This is a genomic window from Roseibium sp. JB4-4 (genome assembly GCF_055693425.1).
The window spans coordinates 4,908,947-4,923,438 of sequence record NZ_CM146333.1; the positions used below are offsets into that span (position 1 = coordinate 4,908,947).

Here is a 14,492-nt window from a genome sequence, read left to right on the forward strand (position 1 = left end):
AGCCGGTTTCTTCTTATGCTTTTGAAGGGGACAAGTTTGACGCGCGCCCGGTGCTGTGACCGGGCAGGGCGCGGTGTGACTTCAACACGCTAGGTCAGGTTGTTGTCACCTTCTTGTCCTCTTCGGGCGCAAGAGCACCGGCGGCAAGCAGGATCGACATGGCAACGGCTCCGATGCCGATGATCGCCAGCCCCAGCGTGGCAAAAGCGGAAACCAGAAGGCCGCCAGCAACGAGGCCCGCTATCCCGGCAAGGGCTGCGCCGCAGCGCCGAAGTGCAGTCTTGCCGGTTTCAAGGTAGGAATTCATGGTTTTCATAACAGTCTCCAAAATTAGTCTTGCGGGGTTAGGAATGAGCAGCGGGCCGGGACCCGCCACTCCATTTGAGGTTCGGGTCAACCTTTGTTTTGACCATCGGCCTCTTTGCCCTTGCCTCCGAACCATGCGTGGTCTTTGTCTTTTTCCACCGAAAGCACTTCACCTGAGGCGGCATCGATCAGCACCTCCACTTCATCTGCTTCGGTTTTGATTTCGACTTCAAAGACTGCTTTGCCGTCTTCGTTTTCCAGTGAGATTTCCTCAATTGTGCCTGGCTGTGCAGCAAGTGCGATTTCAGAGACCTGCGCGATTGAAAGGTCGGAATGAAGCGGCGCGTCTGACGCATTTTTCTGAGCTGCAATGGCAAGCGAAGTGCCTGTCAGTCCGACTGCGATCAGGCTGGCTGCGATAATCTTGGCGGTGGATTTCATGTCATCGTCCTCTTGGGTTTTCTCCGACGGCTTCGTTGCCCTCCGATGTCCAAGAGATAAGCGGTGGAGTTTGCCTGCCTCTGGCGTGAAATATACATTTTTGTAAAGAAGCGAAATTCGATTTCCTCATCGGGATCGAACGTTGTACGCCTTGAAAGGAGAGACGGCATGAGGACCGTCAAAGGCTGAGGACGTTGAACTTAAGATGCGCATTTTGCTTCTGGAAGATGATAGCGGCATCGGCAAGTGGGTGCATTCCAGCCTCAGCGAGGCCGGTCACGTGGTCGACTGGGTTGCAGATGGAAGAGAAGCCCTGGCAAGTGCTGCGACCGGAGATTTTGATGTCATTGTGCTCGACCGGATGACGCCAGGTATTGACGGGTTGTCGGTTCTAAAGGCCATTCGCGCCTCCCGAAACACCACGCCTGTCTTGTTCCTGACAGCCATGGAGGCAGTTGAAGATAGGGTCGAAGGCCTTGAAGCGGGCGCGGACGATTATCTAACCAAGCCATTCGCCTCAAGCGAGTTGCTGGCGCGAATTGCAGCACTTGGCCGTCGCCGGTCTGCTGTTTCGGATACCGAGCCGGTGAAACTCAAGTCCGGCGACGTTGAACTGGATCTCCTGAAACAGACCTGCGTGCGACAGGGCCAGAAAATCGATCTCAATGCGAAGGAATTCCGCCTTCTCGAAGTGTTCATGCGCAGCGAGGGCCGGGTGCTGACCCGGGCGATGCTTCTTGAACGAGTGTGGGATATCAACTTCGACCCGACCAGCAGTGTTGTTGAAACGCATATCAGTCGATTGCGTGCAAAGATCGAAAAACCATTCGAGGGAACACTGATCCGGACAAAGCGAGGTGCTGGCTATGTCTTCGAAGTGTGATCCGGAAAATCGGGTTTTTGGCTGGAGCCTCAACCCTTGAAACTGCTCACTCAGATACGAGCCTTGCTGCAAATGTCGGTTCTGCGTCAGACAGTGCAGCTTACGCTTGTCTTCCTCGTTATTGTCGTTTTTGCAGGGTTCGTGTCGATCCTATTCATCGACAGAGAGATCAATGCCCGCATAGACGCCGAACTGGAAACCCGCTTGGCCGATGTTGCCGGCAGAATTGCTGTAAACGATCCAGATGATGCTCTCTTTTTTGAGACGGAAGACCGGTTTGTCGCCTTTCAAGGAACTGGTGGAGCAACGTTTGGCGCCTTGGCAAAGCTCACTGGGGACAGACCGGGACTGAAGACCGTCAAACTTGGCCGAAAGTTTGTTGGAGAGGATCTCGACGGCATCTGGAGGGTTTACATCGCACGCGCAGCCGGCGGCACTCTTGCCGTCGGGACGAACCTTGATGATCGCGACGACTATCTGGAGGTCCTGATCAATATATTCGCTGTATCGGGCGCTCTGACGCTCGTCGCCATGCTGATGATCGGAGGCCTCCTGGGTTGGCGGGCGCAACGGCATCTGTCCGCCATCTCGGGAGTGCTCGACAAGGTGGCCGCGGGAGACCTGACGGCACGGATCGAACCGGGATCGGGCAGTGACGACTTCGTTCGTCTGTCGCGATCAATCGATCAGACGACATCTCAGCTGGAAATTCTGTTGAGGCAGACACGGAACCTGACGGCGAATATTGCGCATGACCTAAAGACACCCCTGACCCGACTGCGCGGGCAACTGGAAATGATTGAAACCGCGTCGGCCGATGAAGATGCGATCGGCATGGCGTTGGAACAGACAGATGAGATCATTGATCTTTTTGAGGCGCTGCTGCGTATCGCCAAACTGGAGTCGGGTGAACACCGGCAAAGGTTCGAGACCCTCAGTCCGGCCGTGCTTGCCGAGGAAACGGCTGACATTTATCAGGCTGTCATCGAGGACAGCGGGCGGAGATTCGACCTTGTTGTCGAAGAAACGGAGAGCATTTCAGGAGACAGGCGCTTGATCCTTCAAGCCGTTGCCAATCTGATCGAGAACAGTCTGAAACACACGCCCGAGGGCGCACAACTTACACTCACCGCGACGGGCAAAAGCCTTGTCCTTGCAGATACCGGTCCCGGTATACCAGAGCATTTGTATGACCGCGTGCTGGAGCCGATGTACCGGCTCGAGGAAAGCCGAACGACGCCCGGTGCCGGCCTTGGCCTGGCGCTGGTGAAAACCATCGCCAACCTGCATGGGGCAGAGCTTTCAATGTCCCCCAGCCGACGAGATGATCCTCAACGAAAGGGATTGAGAATAGAATTCCGGTTTCCCTGACCCCAAACTCACGTTTTTCAGCCGGAGGATACCTACCTGTCTCTGAACAAGGGCGGCGGGTATTGTCTAATCCGGCCTTGGAACCTTGCTGACAAGCCAGTTTCGGTCAATTTGCATTCTGCTTGATTGCCTGATGGATTGCGGATCCGTCACGGCGTGGATTACGGTATCAGGAGTGCATCCCCCATGCCGTTCGAGGGAGCAATGCCGGTCAATGCGAGGATCGACGCGGCGATCCCGAGTTGGGAAAGCACCTGTTCTTCTTCCGGGGCCAGGGCATTCGAGAAGAGGTATAACGGGACGTTGGTGGCTATGGACGTGGTGCCACCGTGCCAACCGTCTTCAGTCATGCCATGATCGGCAGTGACAATGACATCGTAGTCGAGCTTTCGCCAAATCGGGATGGCGCGCGAGAGTGCATTGTCAATACGTCAGATCTGGCGGCGGTATTCCTGCTGCCACCACCAAATGTATGTCCGATAGTGTCCGCAGAGCTGGAATGAAGCAGCATATAGACCGGTGCATGACGCTCCATGAGGAGCGTTGCCTGGGCGTAGAAAAGGCAACTGGGTGCCGTGCTGTATCAATGGCGTGCTTCGCGCGATCACTCTGAAAGTCGGGTGTGAAGCCTGGCTTCCTCATGTTGGATTTTTGCTTGAGGGATTGCGTGACGGCACTGAGGCTGTGTTTGGAAGTCAGCACTCGCGATTGAGGTTGTCTGCCAGTCAGTCCGTGATCGAGCTATGAATTATGCTTTGTCTGGTGCATCTCCGGGTGCTGACCAAGGCAGGATTGTCAATCCAGACACTCGTGATCGGAACGCATGACGCCCCACTCGATGATGTGAACCGAATCCGGCACGGGGCAGGGGATTGGCTTCATCCTGATCGTGCGCTTCAAACATGACGAAACGTTAATCTCACGACAATGGAACCGCGAATTTTCCTTCCCATATTCCAGGTAGGAAACGGCGAAAGCCGTGCAATGGAAAGGGAAGGAAAATGACCCGCGAGAACAATCGTTTTTATGAAGTAGACAATTTGTTGAAGAAGTATGGCGCACCCAGAACGAATTGGGTTGCGCGCCTGCGCCGACCTGAGAACAGCGACAAGTGGCGAAACCACAAAGGTCCCAATCCGTTGTTGATGCTCGGTCTGGATCGCAGCTGAACGGAAGACCAAAACACTGACATCCTGCTTGCAGATGAGTTGGCATACCGGCATGCCAGACTGCTAGCCAATCTCGACCGTCAGTTCGGGCAATCCTTCTATGGTCGCCAGGAGCACGTCACCTTTGGACACCGGCCCGACACCTGCAGGTGTTCCCGTCAAGATGACGTCTCCAGCGCCCAGCTGGAAAAGGTCGGACAGTTTGGCAATGATTTCGGGGACTTTCCAGATCATCTGGTTGAGATCACCGTCTTGGCGAATGCCACCATTGACTGCGAGAGAAATCTTGCCACTTCTCAGAAAGCCGCAATCGGCAGCCGGTACGACCCTGCCGACTGGGGCTGATCGTTCAAAAGCCTTTCCGGCTTTCCATGGACGACCGGCTTCCTTGGCAGCGCCTTGCAAATCCCGCCGGGTCATATCGAGGGTCACCGCATATCCATAGACGTGTTGAAGTGCGTTTTCGGGCTTTATGCTTCCGTGGCCCGATTTCAGCATCACCCCCAGTTCCACCTCGTGATGAACCTCCTGGCTGAGCGAGGGATAAGGAAACGTTCCGGAGGGGTCGAGATCATCCGGGTTTTTCTGGAAAAAGAACGGCGGTTCCTTGTCAGGATCATGCCCCATCTCAACTGCGTGCGCTGCGTAGTTGCGGCCCACGCAATAGACCCTGCGGACTGGAAACCCAAGCTTGCTATCGCAAATGGGCAATATGGACGGCTGCGGAGCGGGAAACACCGTTTGCATGGGGCGAAGGTCTCCAGAATGGTGATCACCGTGCTTTTTGCCGCATCGTATGTCAGCTGTCGAGCAGCCCCTGCGACGTCGACCTGTTTGTTACCGGCGTCTGATTGCTTTCGTCCAGGTATGCAACTGTCCGTATCGCGGATCAATCGTCGTCTTGTACGGTGTCCGGCATGTACCACACCACTATGAAAGTCAAAATGCCGACTGCAACCAAGTAGAATGCGGGTGCGATCTGCAGGTGTGATCTTTCGATCAGGAAGGTTGCAACAAGTGGCGCGGTGCCGCCGAAAATGGCCAGGGGAATGTTGTAACCCAGCGAATATCCCGTGACGCGGACGGAACGCGGAAACTGGGAAATCATCGTGGCCATGAGCGGTGCAAAGAAACTTGCCAGAATGACGGCAAGACCGAGTTGTCCCAGCACCACCAGGTAGGTGTCATGATGATGGATCAGCCAGAACAGAGGCAGACCGAAGATCGTGATGCCGCCAGATCCGATCAGCATCAGCCATCTGCGATTGAACTTGTCTGCAAGGTATCCAAGGACCGGAACCAGGAACATGAAAACGATCATGACGCTGGTGTTGATTGTCAGGGCGTGACTTTCGGAAAACTTCACGTAAGCGACCAGATAGGACGTCAGATAGACGAAGGTCAGGTAAAATCCCACACCGTTCAGGATGTTGCAGGCAATGGTGCGCAACAACGCGGGTCTGTGGTTGCGCAAAACCTCACTAACCGGAACGTTGACAGGGTTGTGAGGCGAGGGGGGCATATCGGTATCATCCGACTTGTTGCCACTGCGGATCAGGAAGCCGGTCAGTCCGACGAGCAGTCCGAAGGCGAAGGGAATCCGCCAGCCCCAAATGCTGAGATCATCCGTCGGGATCAAGCTTGTGGCCAGAGCGGCAACCCCTGATCCCAGCAACACGCCGAAGGTTGCCCCGACAAGGGCCCAAGAGACGATGAAGCAGCGCTTCGATTGAGGTGAGATTTCGTAAAGATAAACCGATGAGCCTGTATATTCACCGCCAACCGATAAACCCTGCAGAAGCCTCAACAGCGTCAGAATGACCGGTGCGGCGATCCCAATCTGTTCGTAAGTTGGCAGAAAGGCGATCAGTGTTGTCGGGATAGCCATGAGTGTAACGGAGAGCAAAAGCGCTTTGCTGCGGCCCAGCTTGTCAGCGATGTGCCCGAGCAGCAGACTGCCGATCGGGCGCATCAGGAATCCCGCCGCAAACACGCCAAATGTGCTGATCAGGCTGACGGTCGGGCTGTTACTTGGAAAGAACTGTTGTGCGATAATCGGGGCCAAATAGCCATAAACCGCAAAGTCATACCATTCCAGGGTATTACCGACGGTGCCCGCAACAATCTTGCGGGTTCTCAATTCATTTGTCGCCACCCTGCAGCCCCTGCTCCGGCCTTTGATTTAGGAGGAGCATAAGGCAACAGTGTTTATCTTAGGTTTCCGAGGCCAAAGCGCCCCTTTCGACCGATCGCGGCACCCTCAGGTGTTGAACTTGAAGAGCAGTACATCGCCATCCTTGACGATATACTCCTTGCCTTCATCCCGTGCCTTGCCGGCCTCCTTGGCAGGGTTTTCACCGCCGAGAGACACATAGTCATCATAGGCAATTGTTTGGGCGCGAATGAAGCCGCGTTCAAAATCCGTATGAATGACACCGGCAGCGCCGGGGGCCTTTGTGCCTTCCGTTATTGTCCAGGCGCGGGTTTCCTTGGGGCCGGCGGTAAAATAGGTGATCAGACCGAGCAGGTCGTAGCCTGCACGGATCATGCGATCGAGGCCAGGTTCTTCAAGCCCGATGGTTTCCAGAAACTCGTCCTGCTCCTCATTGTCGAGTTGGGAAATTTCAGCTTCGATTGCCGCTGATATCACCACGGCGACAGCGCCTTCTTCCTTGGCTCTCGCCATGACCTTTTCGGTAAACGCGTTCCCGGTTGCTGCTGAAGCTTCATCAACGTTGCAGACATAAAGAACAGGCTTTGAGGTCAGAAGGTTCAGTCCCTTCAAGAGCCGGGCTTCTTCAGCGTCGGCAGTTTCCAGCATGCGAGCCGGTTTGCCGTCCTGCAACAAGACAAGGGCTGCTTCCATGATCGGCAAAACGACTTTTGATTCCTTGTCGCCGCCTGTCGCCTTTTTCTTCAAAGGCGCGATGCGGCGCTCAAGACTTTCCATATCCGCGACCATGAGCTCGGTTTCCACCGTTTCAGCATCTGCAAGCGGATCAATCGCACCGTCGACATGGGTGATGTCATCGTCTTCGAAACAACGCAGTACATGCGCGATTGCATCGACTTCGCGGATATTGGCCAGAAACTGGTTGCCAAGTCCTTCGCCCTTTGAAGCTCCACGCACAAGACCGGCAATGTCGACGAAGGTAATACGGGTCGGTATGACCTCCTTTGACTCCGCTATGTCTCGGATCGCATAGAGGCGCGGGTCGGGAACGGCAACTTCACCCGTATTCGGCTCAATGGTGCAGAAGGGATAGTTGGCGGCCTGGGCCGCGGCTGTTTTCGTGAGCGCGTTGAAGAGCGTGGACTTGCCGACATTCGGCAGTCCGACAATGCCGCACTGGAAACCCATGGGAGTTCGCTTTCGGTTTGGTCTGAAACTGTTGCCGGGCTACATGCCCGAGCCTTGACGGCAGGTCAAGACTTTGAGCGCTCGGTGCGGAAAAGGAAGCGTGTACCTGTATGTTATTGCAGACCCGTCATGTCGATGGTGCCGCGACTGCAGCCCATTGCAACGGTGTCCGCAGCCAGCATCAGCTCACCCAGGTCGCTCTCCCGAGTTATCTTGCCTTTCATGCCGAGCCAGATCTCGTTGATCAAGGTCCGGCTGCCGTCGTTGGTACACTTGATCAGGACCCTGTCTCCTGTGCCTTGTCCAAACGAAGAGTCAAAGGCGGCACGGATTTCGGCACCAGTGATTTCGGCACCGACGTTGTTGAAGAACAGGTCTCCGACAGCGGATCGGTTGACGAGTTCCGTCAGGTACAGCGTGTCGTCGTAGTATTCATCCGCGCCATCTTCGCCCAGGAAACAGGTGCCGTGTTTTATCCATTCATGATGGTGCAGGAAACTGGCATATCCCGGCATGGCAGCCCGCAAGGCATCAGCGGTTTCGGTGTCGATTGCCGGGGCCGGAAGACGGTCCCAGGTGTCGGGCTTGTCCAGGTCAATGATGTTGGCCGGCACCCCGCAGTAAATGTTGTCCTTTGGCTGTGGCCACAGGCCGTGGATGGAAAGTTGACGAGTCGTGTGAGGAAGGAGGCCATCGTTCAGGTCGCGGCATTCCTTCTTGCCGGGACGGATTTCACAAAATGCAGGCTGCCAGGAAAGCGTCAGAAGGTTGTCGACGGATTCCGTGCCCTCCTGTTCGATGACATCATTCGAACCGGCTGATCCGGTGCCACGCGTCCGGGTGTCGGCCTCGACCACGTGAACGCCGCAGTCCGTGCTAACCCACCTGGCGTTTGATACGGGTGCGTCGTCCATCTGAATCTGGAAATAGTCTCCGCCTTCCTTGTTCAGTCCGAGCATCTTATAGGCCACACTTGGCGATGTGGTGATGTCTCCCGGATTGGTCAGCCTGTTTTTGCTGTGGTAGGCCTCGCAGGTCTCGAAGGCGATGAAATAGCCATCCAGCTTCTTGAATGCAGCTGCCGGTGTCGTCACCACAAAGCTGCCTGCGATCAGAACTGTTAGTAAACGCATTGCCTACCTCCCAGAAAAACTGGACGAACATAGCGATCAAATACGCGCAGTTTCGTCCCGGGGAAAGGCCTAAATCTTGCGGTGTTACCGTGTCGTTCTTATGACGTGGGCACGGATCCTGTTTGCCTATCGCGCGGTTTTTGCGTCGCCGCTGACGATCCGCAGCATTCGCTGCAGCCAGGGTCAGTCGTTGCCGAACAGCTTTTTCAGCATGTCGGACATCGGCCCGGACTTGGGCATCTTCATAGGCTTGGGCTGACGTGCCTGCCGAATGTGGCTTTGTCCCTTTGGCTTTGCAGCCGGCCCGCCGGGACGCTCGCTTGCGTCTTCAGGTTTGCCTTTTCGCTGGGTCTTTTGCGGTTCAAGTGCAAGCGTCAGCTTGTTGGCGAATTGACTGTCCTGTCCAGCCGCAAGCAAGTCGGCATGTTTTGCGATTTCATCGAAGAGCGGAACCAGCCAGTCCTGATCTGACTTTGCAAAGTCGCCGAGAACATAGTTCGAAACCAATTTCTTGTCGCCGGGGTGACCGATGCCGAGGCGAAGACGCCGGTAGTCCGGCCCGATATGGGCAGAGATGGAGCGCAATCCGTTGTGGCCACCGTGACCACCGCCCTTTTTCATGCGGAATTTGGCAGGTGGCAGGTCAAGTTCATCGTAGAGGACAGCAAGGTCCTCAGGCTGAAGCTTGTAAAAGCGCATAGCTTCACCCACTGAACGGCCGCTTTCGTTCATGTAGGTAGATGGCTTTAACAGGAGGACCTTATCCGTGCCGAGGCGTCCTTCAGAAACCTGGCCCTGGAACCTGGCGCGCCAAGGCTGAAAAGCAGAATGGCTCCGGTGGATTTCATCCAGGGCCATGAAACCAATGTTGTGTCGGTTTCCAGCGTATTTCGCACCTGGATTACCGAGACCGACGATCAGCTTCATAGTGTGCCCTTCACGTCTGTTGTTGAAACGAAAAAGCAGCCCAATCGGCTGCTCTGAAGTCGTCCCCGAGCCAGCTCCGTGATGGAGTGCCGAGGCAGGAGGCGGTTGCCGCCTCCTTGTTGTTGTAACAGAAGTGAAGCTTATTCGCTTGCTTCTTCGTTGCCTTCTTCAGCGGCTTCTGCTTCTTCACCTTCGTCGGTTTCTTTCATGCCGGCCGGAGCCGCAATCGTTGCGATGGTGAAGTCGCGGTCGGTGATGGTCGGCTCAGCGCCTTTCGGCAGATCGACTGCGGAAATGTGCAGGCTGTCGCCTGGCTGAGCTTTGGCAAGATCCAGAACCAGTGCTTCAGGAATGCTGTCCGCAGGCACGTTCATTTCGACCGTGTGACGGACAATGTTGAGGACGCCGCCTTTTTTCAGGCCTGGGCAGTCTTCTTCATTGATGAACTGGACAGGAATCTCGACCGTGAGCGTTGCACCTTTGGCAACACGCAGGAAGTCGACATGCAGGACGTCATCGCGCACCGGGTGCAGCTGAAAGTCCTTGGCGATAACCTGATGCTTTTCACCGTCGATGTCGATGGTGCCGATCTGTGCGGTAAAGCCACCCTTGTGCAGGGTAATGGTTGTCTCTTTCACCGGAATGGTGATCGGCAGTGCCGGTTTCTTGTCGCCGTAGATAACGGCGGGGAGAAGGCCTTCGCGACGCAGTGCCCGTGCGGCCCCCTTGCCCACCCGGTCCCGTGCCGACGCCTTCAGCTCATAGCTGGAAGCCATGGGAAACTCCTTGGTGTATTAAGAACGGATCGGCGAACCTTGGCGCCTTCAAAAGACTTTCAGATGTTCGGGATCGATCCACATGCGCCTCCTCCAGGGGTGCAGGCGCGAGCGCGTACATACAGAAACACCAACGAATGCGCAAGGCTGCCGTACCAAGTTTGTTGTTTCAGGCACCGAAATTGAGCGCAAATTCGCAACGTCAACGTCCATCTGCCACTGGTTCGGCTCCACCCGATCTGAAGGAATTTAATTACTCAACTGAAAGGTTGACTGTTTTTGACATCCGTACAAAACTGCTCAGGACAGAACGGATGGAGCTGCAATGGCAATCGACGAGGATCTCAACAACAGGCTGCGCGATGCACTTGAGGGCAGAGGAGGCCTTTCCGAAAAGAAGATGATGGGAGGCATGTGCTTCCTACTCAATGGACATATGGTGTGCGGTGCTGATCGCACGAAGGACGGAGAAAGGCGGTTCATGTTCCGGGTCGGGAAAGACAATCATGGAGCAGCGGAAATGCTGCCCGGTGCAACACCAATGGTGCAGGGTGGACGGGTAATGAGTGGCTTGTTCTTTGTGGCTGAAGACGATGCCGCCGATGACATCCTTCGCGACTGGCTGGATCTGGCCGTGGCAAATGCAATGACACTGAAACCCAAGTGACCTTTCTTTGTCGTGAGGGAATGGTTCACCCTTTGAGCCGACGGGACGTATCCTCCTGGAATGCCGGATCGGCCTTTTTGGCAAACGCCTTTTGCCAAGGTTCGGCCAATTCCGGGAGCTCGGACAAGGCCCGCGCCATCTGCGGATCCACGCGCGGGCTGAACCTGGCATGGATCACTTCCTTCAGGTTCCATTCCGGGCAGGGGCGTTCGACAAGTGTCAGCTCGTCGCCTGCTTCAATATGGCCTTCCTGCAGAACCCTGAAATACCATCCAGTCCGCGCGGTTTTTTGAAAGTGTGCGGCCTGTGCCGGATTGCCGGTATGCATGTTGAGTTTCCAGCATGGTTGCCGGGCCTGGGAGATCTGGACACGTATGGTGCCGGCAGCAAATACGTCGCCGAGACAAAGTTCCGCTTCCGTAAACCCTTCCGATGCGAAGTTCTCTCCAAAGCCACCCGGCTTGAAGAGATCCTGGCGGTCGGGAAAAACTTCGCGCCAATACGAATAGTGTTCGGAAGGGTAGATGTGCAGGGCCTTTTCAGGGCCTCCGTGAACAGCGCGGTCTGCCTGACTGTCCGATAAGAGGCCATCGCGATTGACCTTTTGGGGACCGGTGACCAGTGTCTTACGAATCGCGGATTGGTCCTTGTCTTCCCAAAGCTTCTCGGGCTCGCCGGTATAAATGCTGAGGATTTTCGCTTTCAAAGTCATGCAGTTGCCTCATGTTGCTGCGTGTTCGTGGCAAATCTGACCGGTCTCAACCGGCGACAGTTCGACCTCAAGCAGTTTGCAGTATCCACCTTTTTCACGGCCCTGATGATGTTTGCAGGTTCGGCAGAGCCCGAAGGATCGGTTGTCACGCCGAAGCAGCATTGCGTTCACGAGAGCCTTCAACCCGGCCGTCAGCACGAATGATGTCTCATTTGGCAATTCGTTGATGACCTCGTCCAGACCGGACGGGACCTTTAGAAGGTCCAAACCGTCTGGTGCAACGTCATATCGGATGCTGCGCTTGTCGGCGTCTGAACGGGTTTCGTCAATCAGGCTCTTGCGCGCCAGCGCCTTGAGGGTCTGTGACGCCGTACCGCGCGTTGTTGCCAGATAATCAGCGACATGTGAAGGCGCGCGCGAATAACGGTTTGCCCGCGCCAGATAGCTGAGCGCAGCAAATTGCGACGGGTTCAACGGTCCATTCCACTCTTCAGCGGCGCTCAACCGGGTCAGGCGGTCGATCAGGTCTCGAATCTGTTGTGCTTCGGAGAGGTCGTTCATGAATTCATATGTAGCGAGTCGAAATTAAACTTGCAATAGTTTCGACTCGCTATTATTAAATGTCTGCCTTCAGAAAAGGAGATAGGCAAATGTTGAAACAGATCCTTGGAAGTCTTTTGATCGCTGGAGTGCCGGCCGCATCTCTTGCCGGCGGGGACCACGGCCATCACGCGCTCAATCAGGAAGAAGCGGTCCTGTCACCGGAAAAAGAAGGGGCCGACCAAAATTACGACATCCTTGCCGCGCATGTGCACCGTAAGGGCCGTATCGTGACGTTTCACATGACACTGGCGGGAAGTGCCGGGGCAACGGTGCCTGAGAAGAAGGGCGATTTGGCCGGCGCACCAGTGCATTCCTACGTCTGGCCGACGTCACTTGAACCGGCAAGTGTGGGTTTTGAAGGCGGCAAAGGCATCTTGGCACTGGCCGCCACGAGCCATCCTGATTTCGACGACACACCGCTCTTTGACGAAGATGGGGACGGCGATGTCGGCAATGACGGCGCAAAGTGGCATTCGCACTGGGTTGTGCTGACGCCGAACGAGGCTTGCGGGCCTGGAGCCTTGTCAGTACAGGACATCCCGGATGGGGCCAGTCCGAAAATGCCGGCAACCTGGCCGGGCCTCCCGCTCTATATCGACAGCCCTGGCTTTTCACCGGTTCTGGACGAGCAGGAAATCACCATCAATGTTGCGTTCAGCGACGCGTCGCTCGTGGATGGACTGAAGTATGACGGCGTCACCTCGGCGTTGAGGGTCAATCAGAGTATCCACGCACCGCTGCTATGTGTCGTTGATGTATTTGATATTGCGTCTGGCGACCTGAGTTTGCCGGGTGAAATTGCTGATCACTGAGCCCTGTTGTGCCGGGCCCCCGGCACGGCTGTCCTGATCAGCCTTCTGATGGCGCATAGGAGGCTGGGTCGACGATGTCCGGGCGACCTTGCAAGGTTAGTTGCGCTTGACGCGCTGGCGTTGTGGCAATGACTTTCCCGCCTTTGACCACCGCAAGCCTTGTTGCCTTGAGACGGATCGCCTCGATTGCATCTCGTGCCTGAAGCATGACGAAATCGGCCTTGCAGCCTTTTGCAAGGCCGTAGTCCTCAAGTCCCATGGCTTTTGCCGGATGGCTGGTGACGCAGTCGAAGCAATAGCGGATCGCTTCGCGGCTTGTCATCTGTGCGACGTGGAGCCCCATTGAAGCCACTTCAAGCATGTCACCTGACCCCATGGAGTACCAGGGGTCCATCACGCAGTCATGGCCAAAGGCAACATTGATGCCGTAGGAGCGCATTTCCGGAACGCGCGTTTGTCCACGGCGTTTCGGGTATGTGTCGTGGCGTCCCTGGAGCGTGATGTTGATCAACGGGTTTGCGATGGCGTGCACCTCGGCTTCGGCAATCAGCGGCAAAAGCTTGGAAACGTAATAGTTGTCCATCGAATGCATGGACGTCAGGTGCGAGCCGGCTACACGGCCCTTCAAGCCAAGGCGTTGGGTTTCGTAGGCGAGCGTTTCAATGTGGCGAGACATGGGGTCGTCGGTTTCGTCGCAATGCATATCGACCATGAGACCGCGTTCTGCTGCCACTTCGCAAAGCCTTCTGACGGACCGGGCACCATCATCCATGGTGCGTTCAAAATGCGGAATGCCGCCGACGATATCGACCCCCATGTCGAGGGCTGTCAAAAGGTTGGCCTCCGCATTTGGAGAGCGGTAAAGACCGTCTTGCGGAAATGCGACAAGCTGCAGGTCGATATAGTCTTTCACTCTGTCGCGAACCTCCAGCAACCCTTTGACGCCGGTCAGCCTGTCATCGCAGACATCGACATGTGTCCGAATAGCCAAAAGACCTTGAGACACTGCAAGGTCACAGTATTTCAGGGCGCGCTCAACAACAGCGTCGACGGTCAGTATCTCCTTGAGCTCTCCCCAAAGCGCGATGCCTTCCAGGAGCGTGCCGCTCCGGTTCATGCGTGGCAACCCCAGTGAAAGCGTCGCATCCATATGGAAGTGACTGTCCACGAAAGGGGGCGACACCAGATTGTCAGCCGCGTCGATGACCGTTTGAGCTTCTGCGGCGATGCCGGTTTCAATGGCTTCGATCCGGCCATTGCGGCACGCAATGTCTACGCCGGTCCTGCCGTCAGGCAGGTTGGCGTTCTTTACGAGAAGGTCAAAGCTCATC

Annotated in this window: 16 protein-coding genes; 4 read left to right on the forward strand and 12 right to left on the reverse strand. The window is 55.9% G+C overall.

Features of this window, described 5'->3' with window-relative positions:
• Positions 1-94: 94 nt before the first annotated feature.
• The gene (locus ACZ1HV_RS22985; RefSeq protein WP_298812529.1) at positions 95-316 is read right to left on the reverse strand and encodes a hypothetical protein; all 222 of its coding nucleotides are present in this window, start codon (positions 314-316) and stop codon (positions 95-97) included.
• A 77-nt stretch (positions 317-393) separates the two neighbouring features.
• Positions 394-747: a PepSY domain-containing protein gene (locus ACZ1HV_RS22990; protein ID WP_298812527.1), complete on the reverse strand. Its 354-nt coding sequence runs from the start codon at positions 745-747 to the stop codon at positions 394-396.
• A 205-nt stretch (positions 748-952) separates the two neighbouring features.
• Here ACZ1HV_RS22990 and ACZ1HV_RS22995 point away from each other — a divergent pair, with 205 nt between their 5' ends.
• Entirely contained in the window at positions 953-1,630 is a 678-nt protein-coding gene (locus ACZ1HV_RS22995; RefSeq protein WP_472716430.1) for a response regulator transcription factor, read from the forward strand.
• 36 nt (positions 1,631-1,666) lie between these two features.
• Positions 1,667-3,001 carry a sensor histidine kinase gene (locus ACZ1HV_RS23000; RefSeq protein WP_472716431.1) on the forward strand — a complete coding sequence of 445 codons (1,335 nt, stop codon included), beginning with the start codon at positions 1,667-1,669 and terminating at the stop codon, positions 2,999-3,001.
• Positions 3,002-3,162: 161 nt separating this feature from the next.
• On the opposite strand, the gene ACZ1HV_RS23005 is transcribed toward ACZ1HV_RS23000, so the two are convergent.
• From ACZ1HV_RS23005 to ACZ1HV_RS23035, 7 genes are all read right to left on the reverse strand, one after another.
• Positions 3,163-3,351, reverse strand: coding sequence for a hypothetical protein (locus ACZ1HV_RS23005; RefSeq protein ID WP_472716432.1), 189 nt, complete (start codon positions 3,349-3,351; stop codon positions 3,163-3,165).
• Between the two features lie 882 nt (positions 3,352-4,233).
• Positions 4,234-4,917: a fumarylacetoacetate hydrolase family protein gene (locus tag ACZ1HV_RS23010; RefSeq protein WP_472716433.1), complete on the reverse strand. Its 684-nt coding sequence runs from the start codon at positions 4,915-4,917 to the stop codon at positions 4,234-4,236.
• Between the two features lie 142 nt (positions 4,918-5,059).
• Entirely contained in the window at positions 5,060-6,325 is a 1,266-nt protein-coding gene (locus ACZ1HV_RS23015; RefSeq protein ID WP_472716434.1) for an MFS transporter, read from the reverse strand.
• Positions 6,326-6,430: 105 nt separating this feature from the next.
• Entirely contained in the window at positions 6,431-7,531 is a 1,101-nt protein-coding gene (ychF, locus tag ACZ1HV_RS23020; protein ID WP_472716435.1) for a redox-regulated ATPase YchF, read from the reverse strand.
• A gap of 113 nt (positions 7,532-7,644) precedes the next feature.
• Positions 7,645-8,664 carry a ribonuclease T2 family protein gene (locus ACZ1HV_RS23025; RefSeq protein ID WP_472716436.1) on the reverse strand — a complete coding sequence of 340 codons (1,020 nt, stop codon included), beginning with the start codon at positions 8,662-8,664 and terminating at the stop codon, positions 7,645-7,647.
• A 183-nt stretch (positions 8,665-8,847) separates the two neighbouring features.
• Positions 8,848-9,591, reverse strand: coding sequence for an aminoacyl-tRNA hydrolase (pth, locus tag ACZ1HV_RS23030; protein ID WP_472716437.1), 744 nt, complete (start codon positions 9,589-9,591; stop codon positions 8,848-8,850).
• Positions 9,592-9,731: 140 nt separating this feature from the next.
• Entirely contained in the window at positions 9,732-10,367 is a 636-nt protein-coding gene (locus ACZ1HV_RS23035; protein WP_298962690.1) for a 50S ribosomal protein L25/general stress protein Ctc, read from the reverse strand.
• 325 nt (positions 10,368-10,692) lie between these two features.
• Between ACZ1HV_RS23035 and ACZ1HV_RS23040 the strand changes: the two genes are divergently transcribed.
• On the forward strand, positions 10,693-11,034 hold the full coding sequence (locus tag ACZ1HV_RS23040) for a TfoX/Sxy family protein (protein ID WP_298812504.1): 342 nt from the start codon (positions 10,693-10,695) through the stop codon (positions 11,032-11,034).
• A gap of 25 nt (positions 11,035-11,059) precedes the next feature.
• On the opposite strand, the gene ACZ1HV_RS23045 is transcribed toward ACZ1HV_RS23040, so the two are convergent.
• Both ACZ1HV_RS23045 and ACZ1HV_RS23050 read right to left on the reverse strand, forming a co-directional pair.
• Complete coding sequence (locus ACZ1HV_RS23045) at positions 11,060-11,746, reverse strand: MOSC domain-containing protein (RefSeq protein ID WP_298812502.1); 687 nt, start codon at positions 11,744-11,746, stop codon at positions 11,060-11,062.
• 9 nt (positions 11,747-11,755) lie between these two features.
• Complete coding sequence (locus ACZ1HV_RS23050; RefSeq protein WP_298812499.1) at positions 11,756-12,307, reverse strand: MarR family winged helix-turn-helix transcriptional regulator; 552 nt, start codon at positions 12,305-12,307, stop codon at positions 11,756-11,758.
• An 89-nt stretch (positions 12,308-12,396) separates the two neighbouring features.
• On the opposite strand from ACZ1HV_RS23050, the gene ACZ1HV_RS23055 reads away from it, so the two are divergent.
• Positions 12,397-13,161, forward strand: a complete 765-nt coding sequence (locus tag ACZ1HV_RS23055; RefSeq protein WP_298812498.1) for a hypothetical protein — start codon at positions 12,397-12,399, stop codon at positions 13,159-13,161.
• Between the two features lie 37 nt (positions 13,162-13,198).
• Here the strand turns inward: ACZ1HV_RS23055 and ACZ1HV_RS23060 are convergent, their stop codons facing one another.
• Positions 13,199-14,491: an amidohydrolase family protein gene (locus ACZ1HV_RS23060; protein WP_298962677.1), complete on the reverse strand. Its 1,293-nt coding sequence runs from the start codon at positions 14,489-14,491 to the stop codon at positions 13,199-13,201.
• Between the last annotated feature and the right edge of the window lies 1 nt (position 14,492).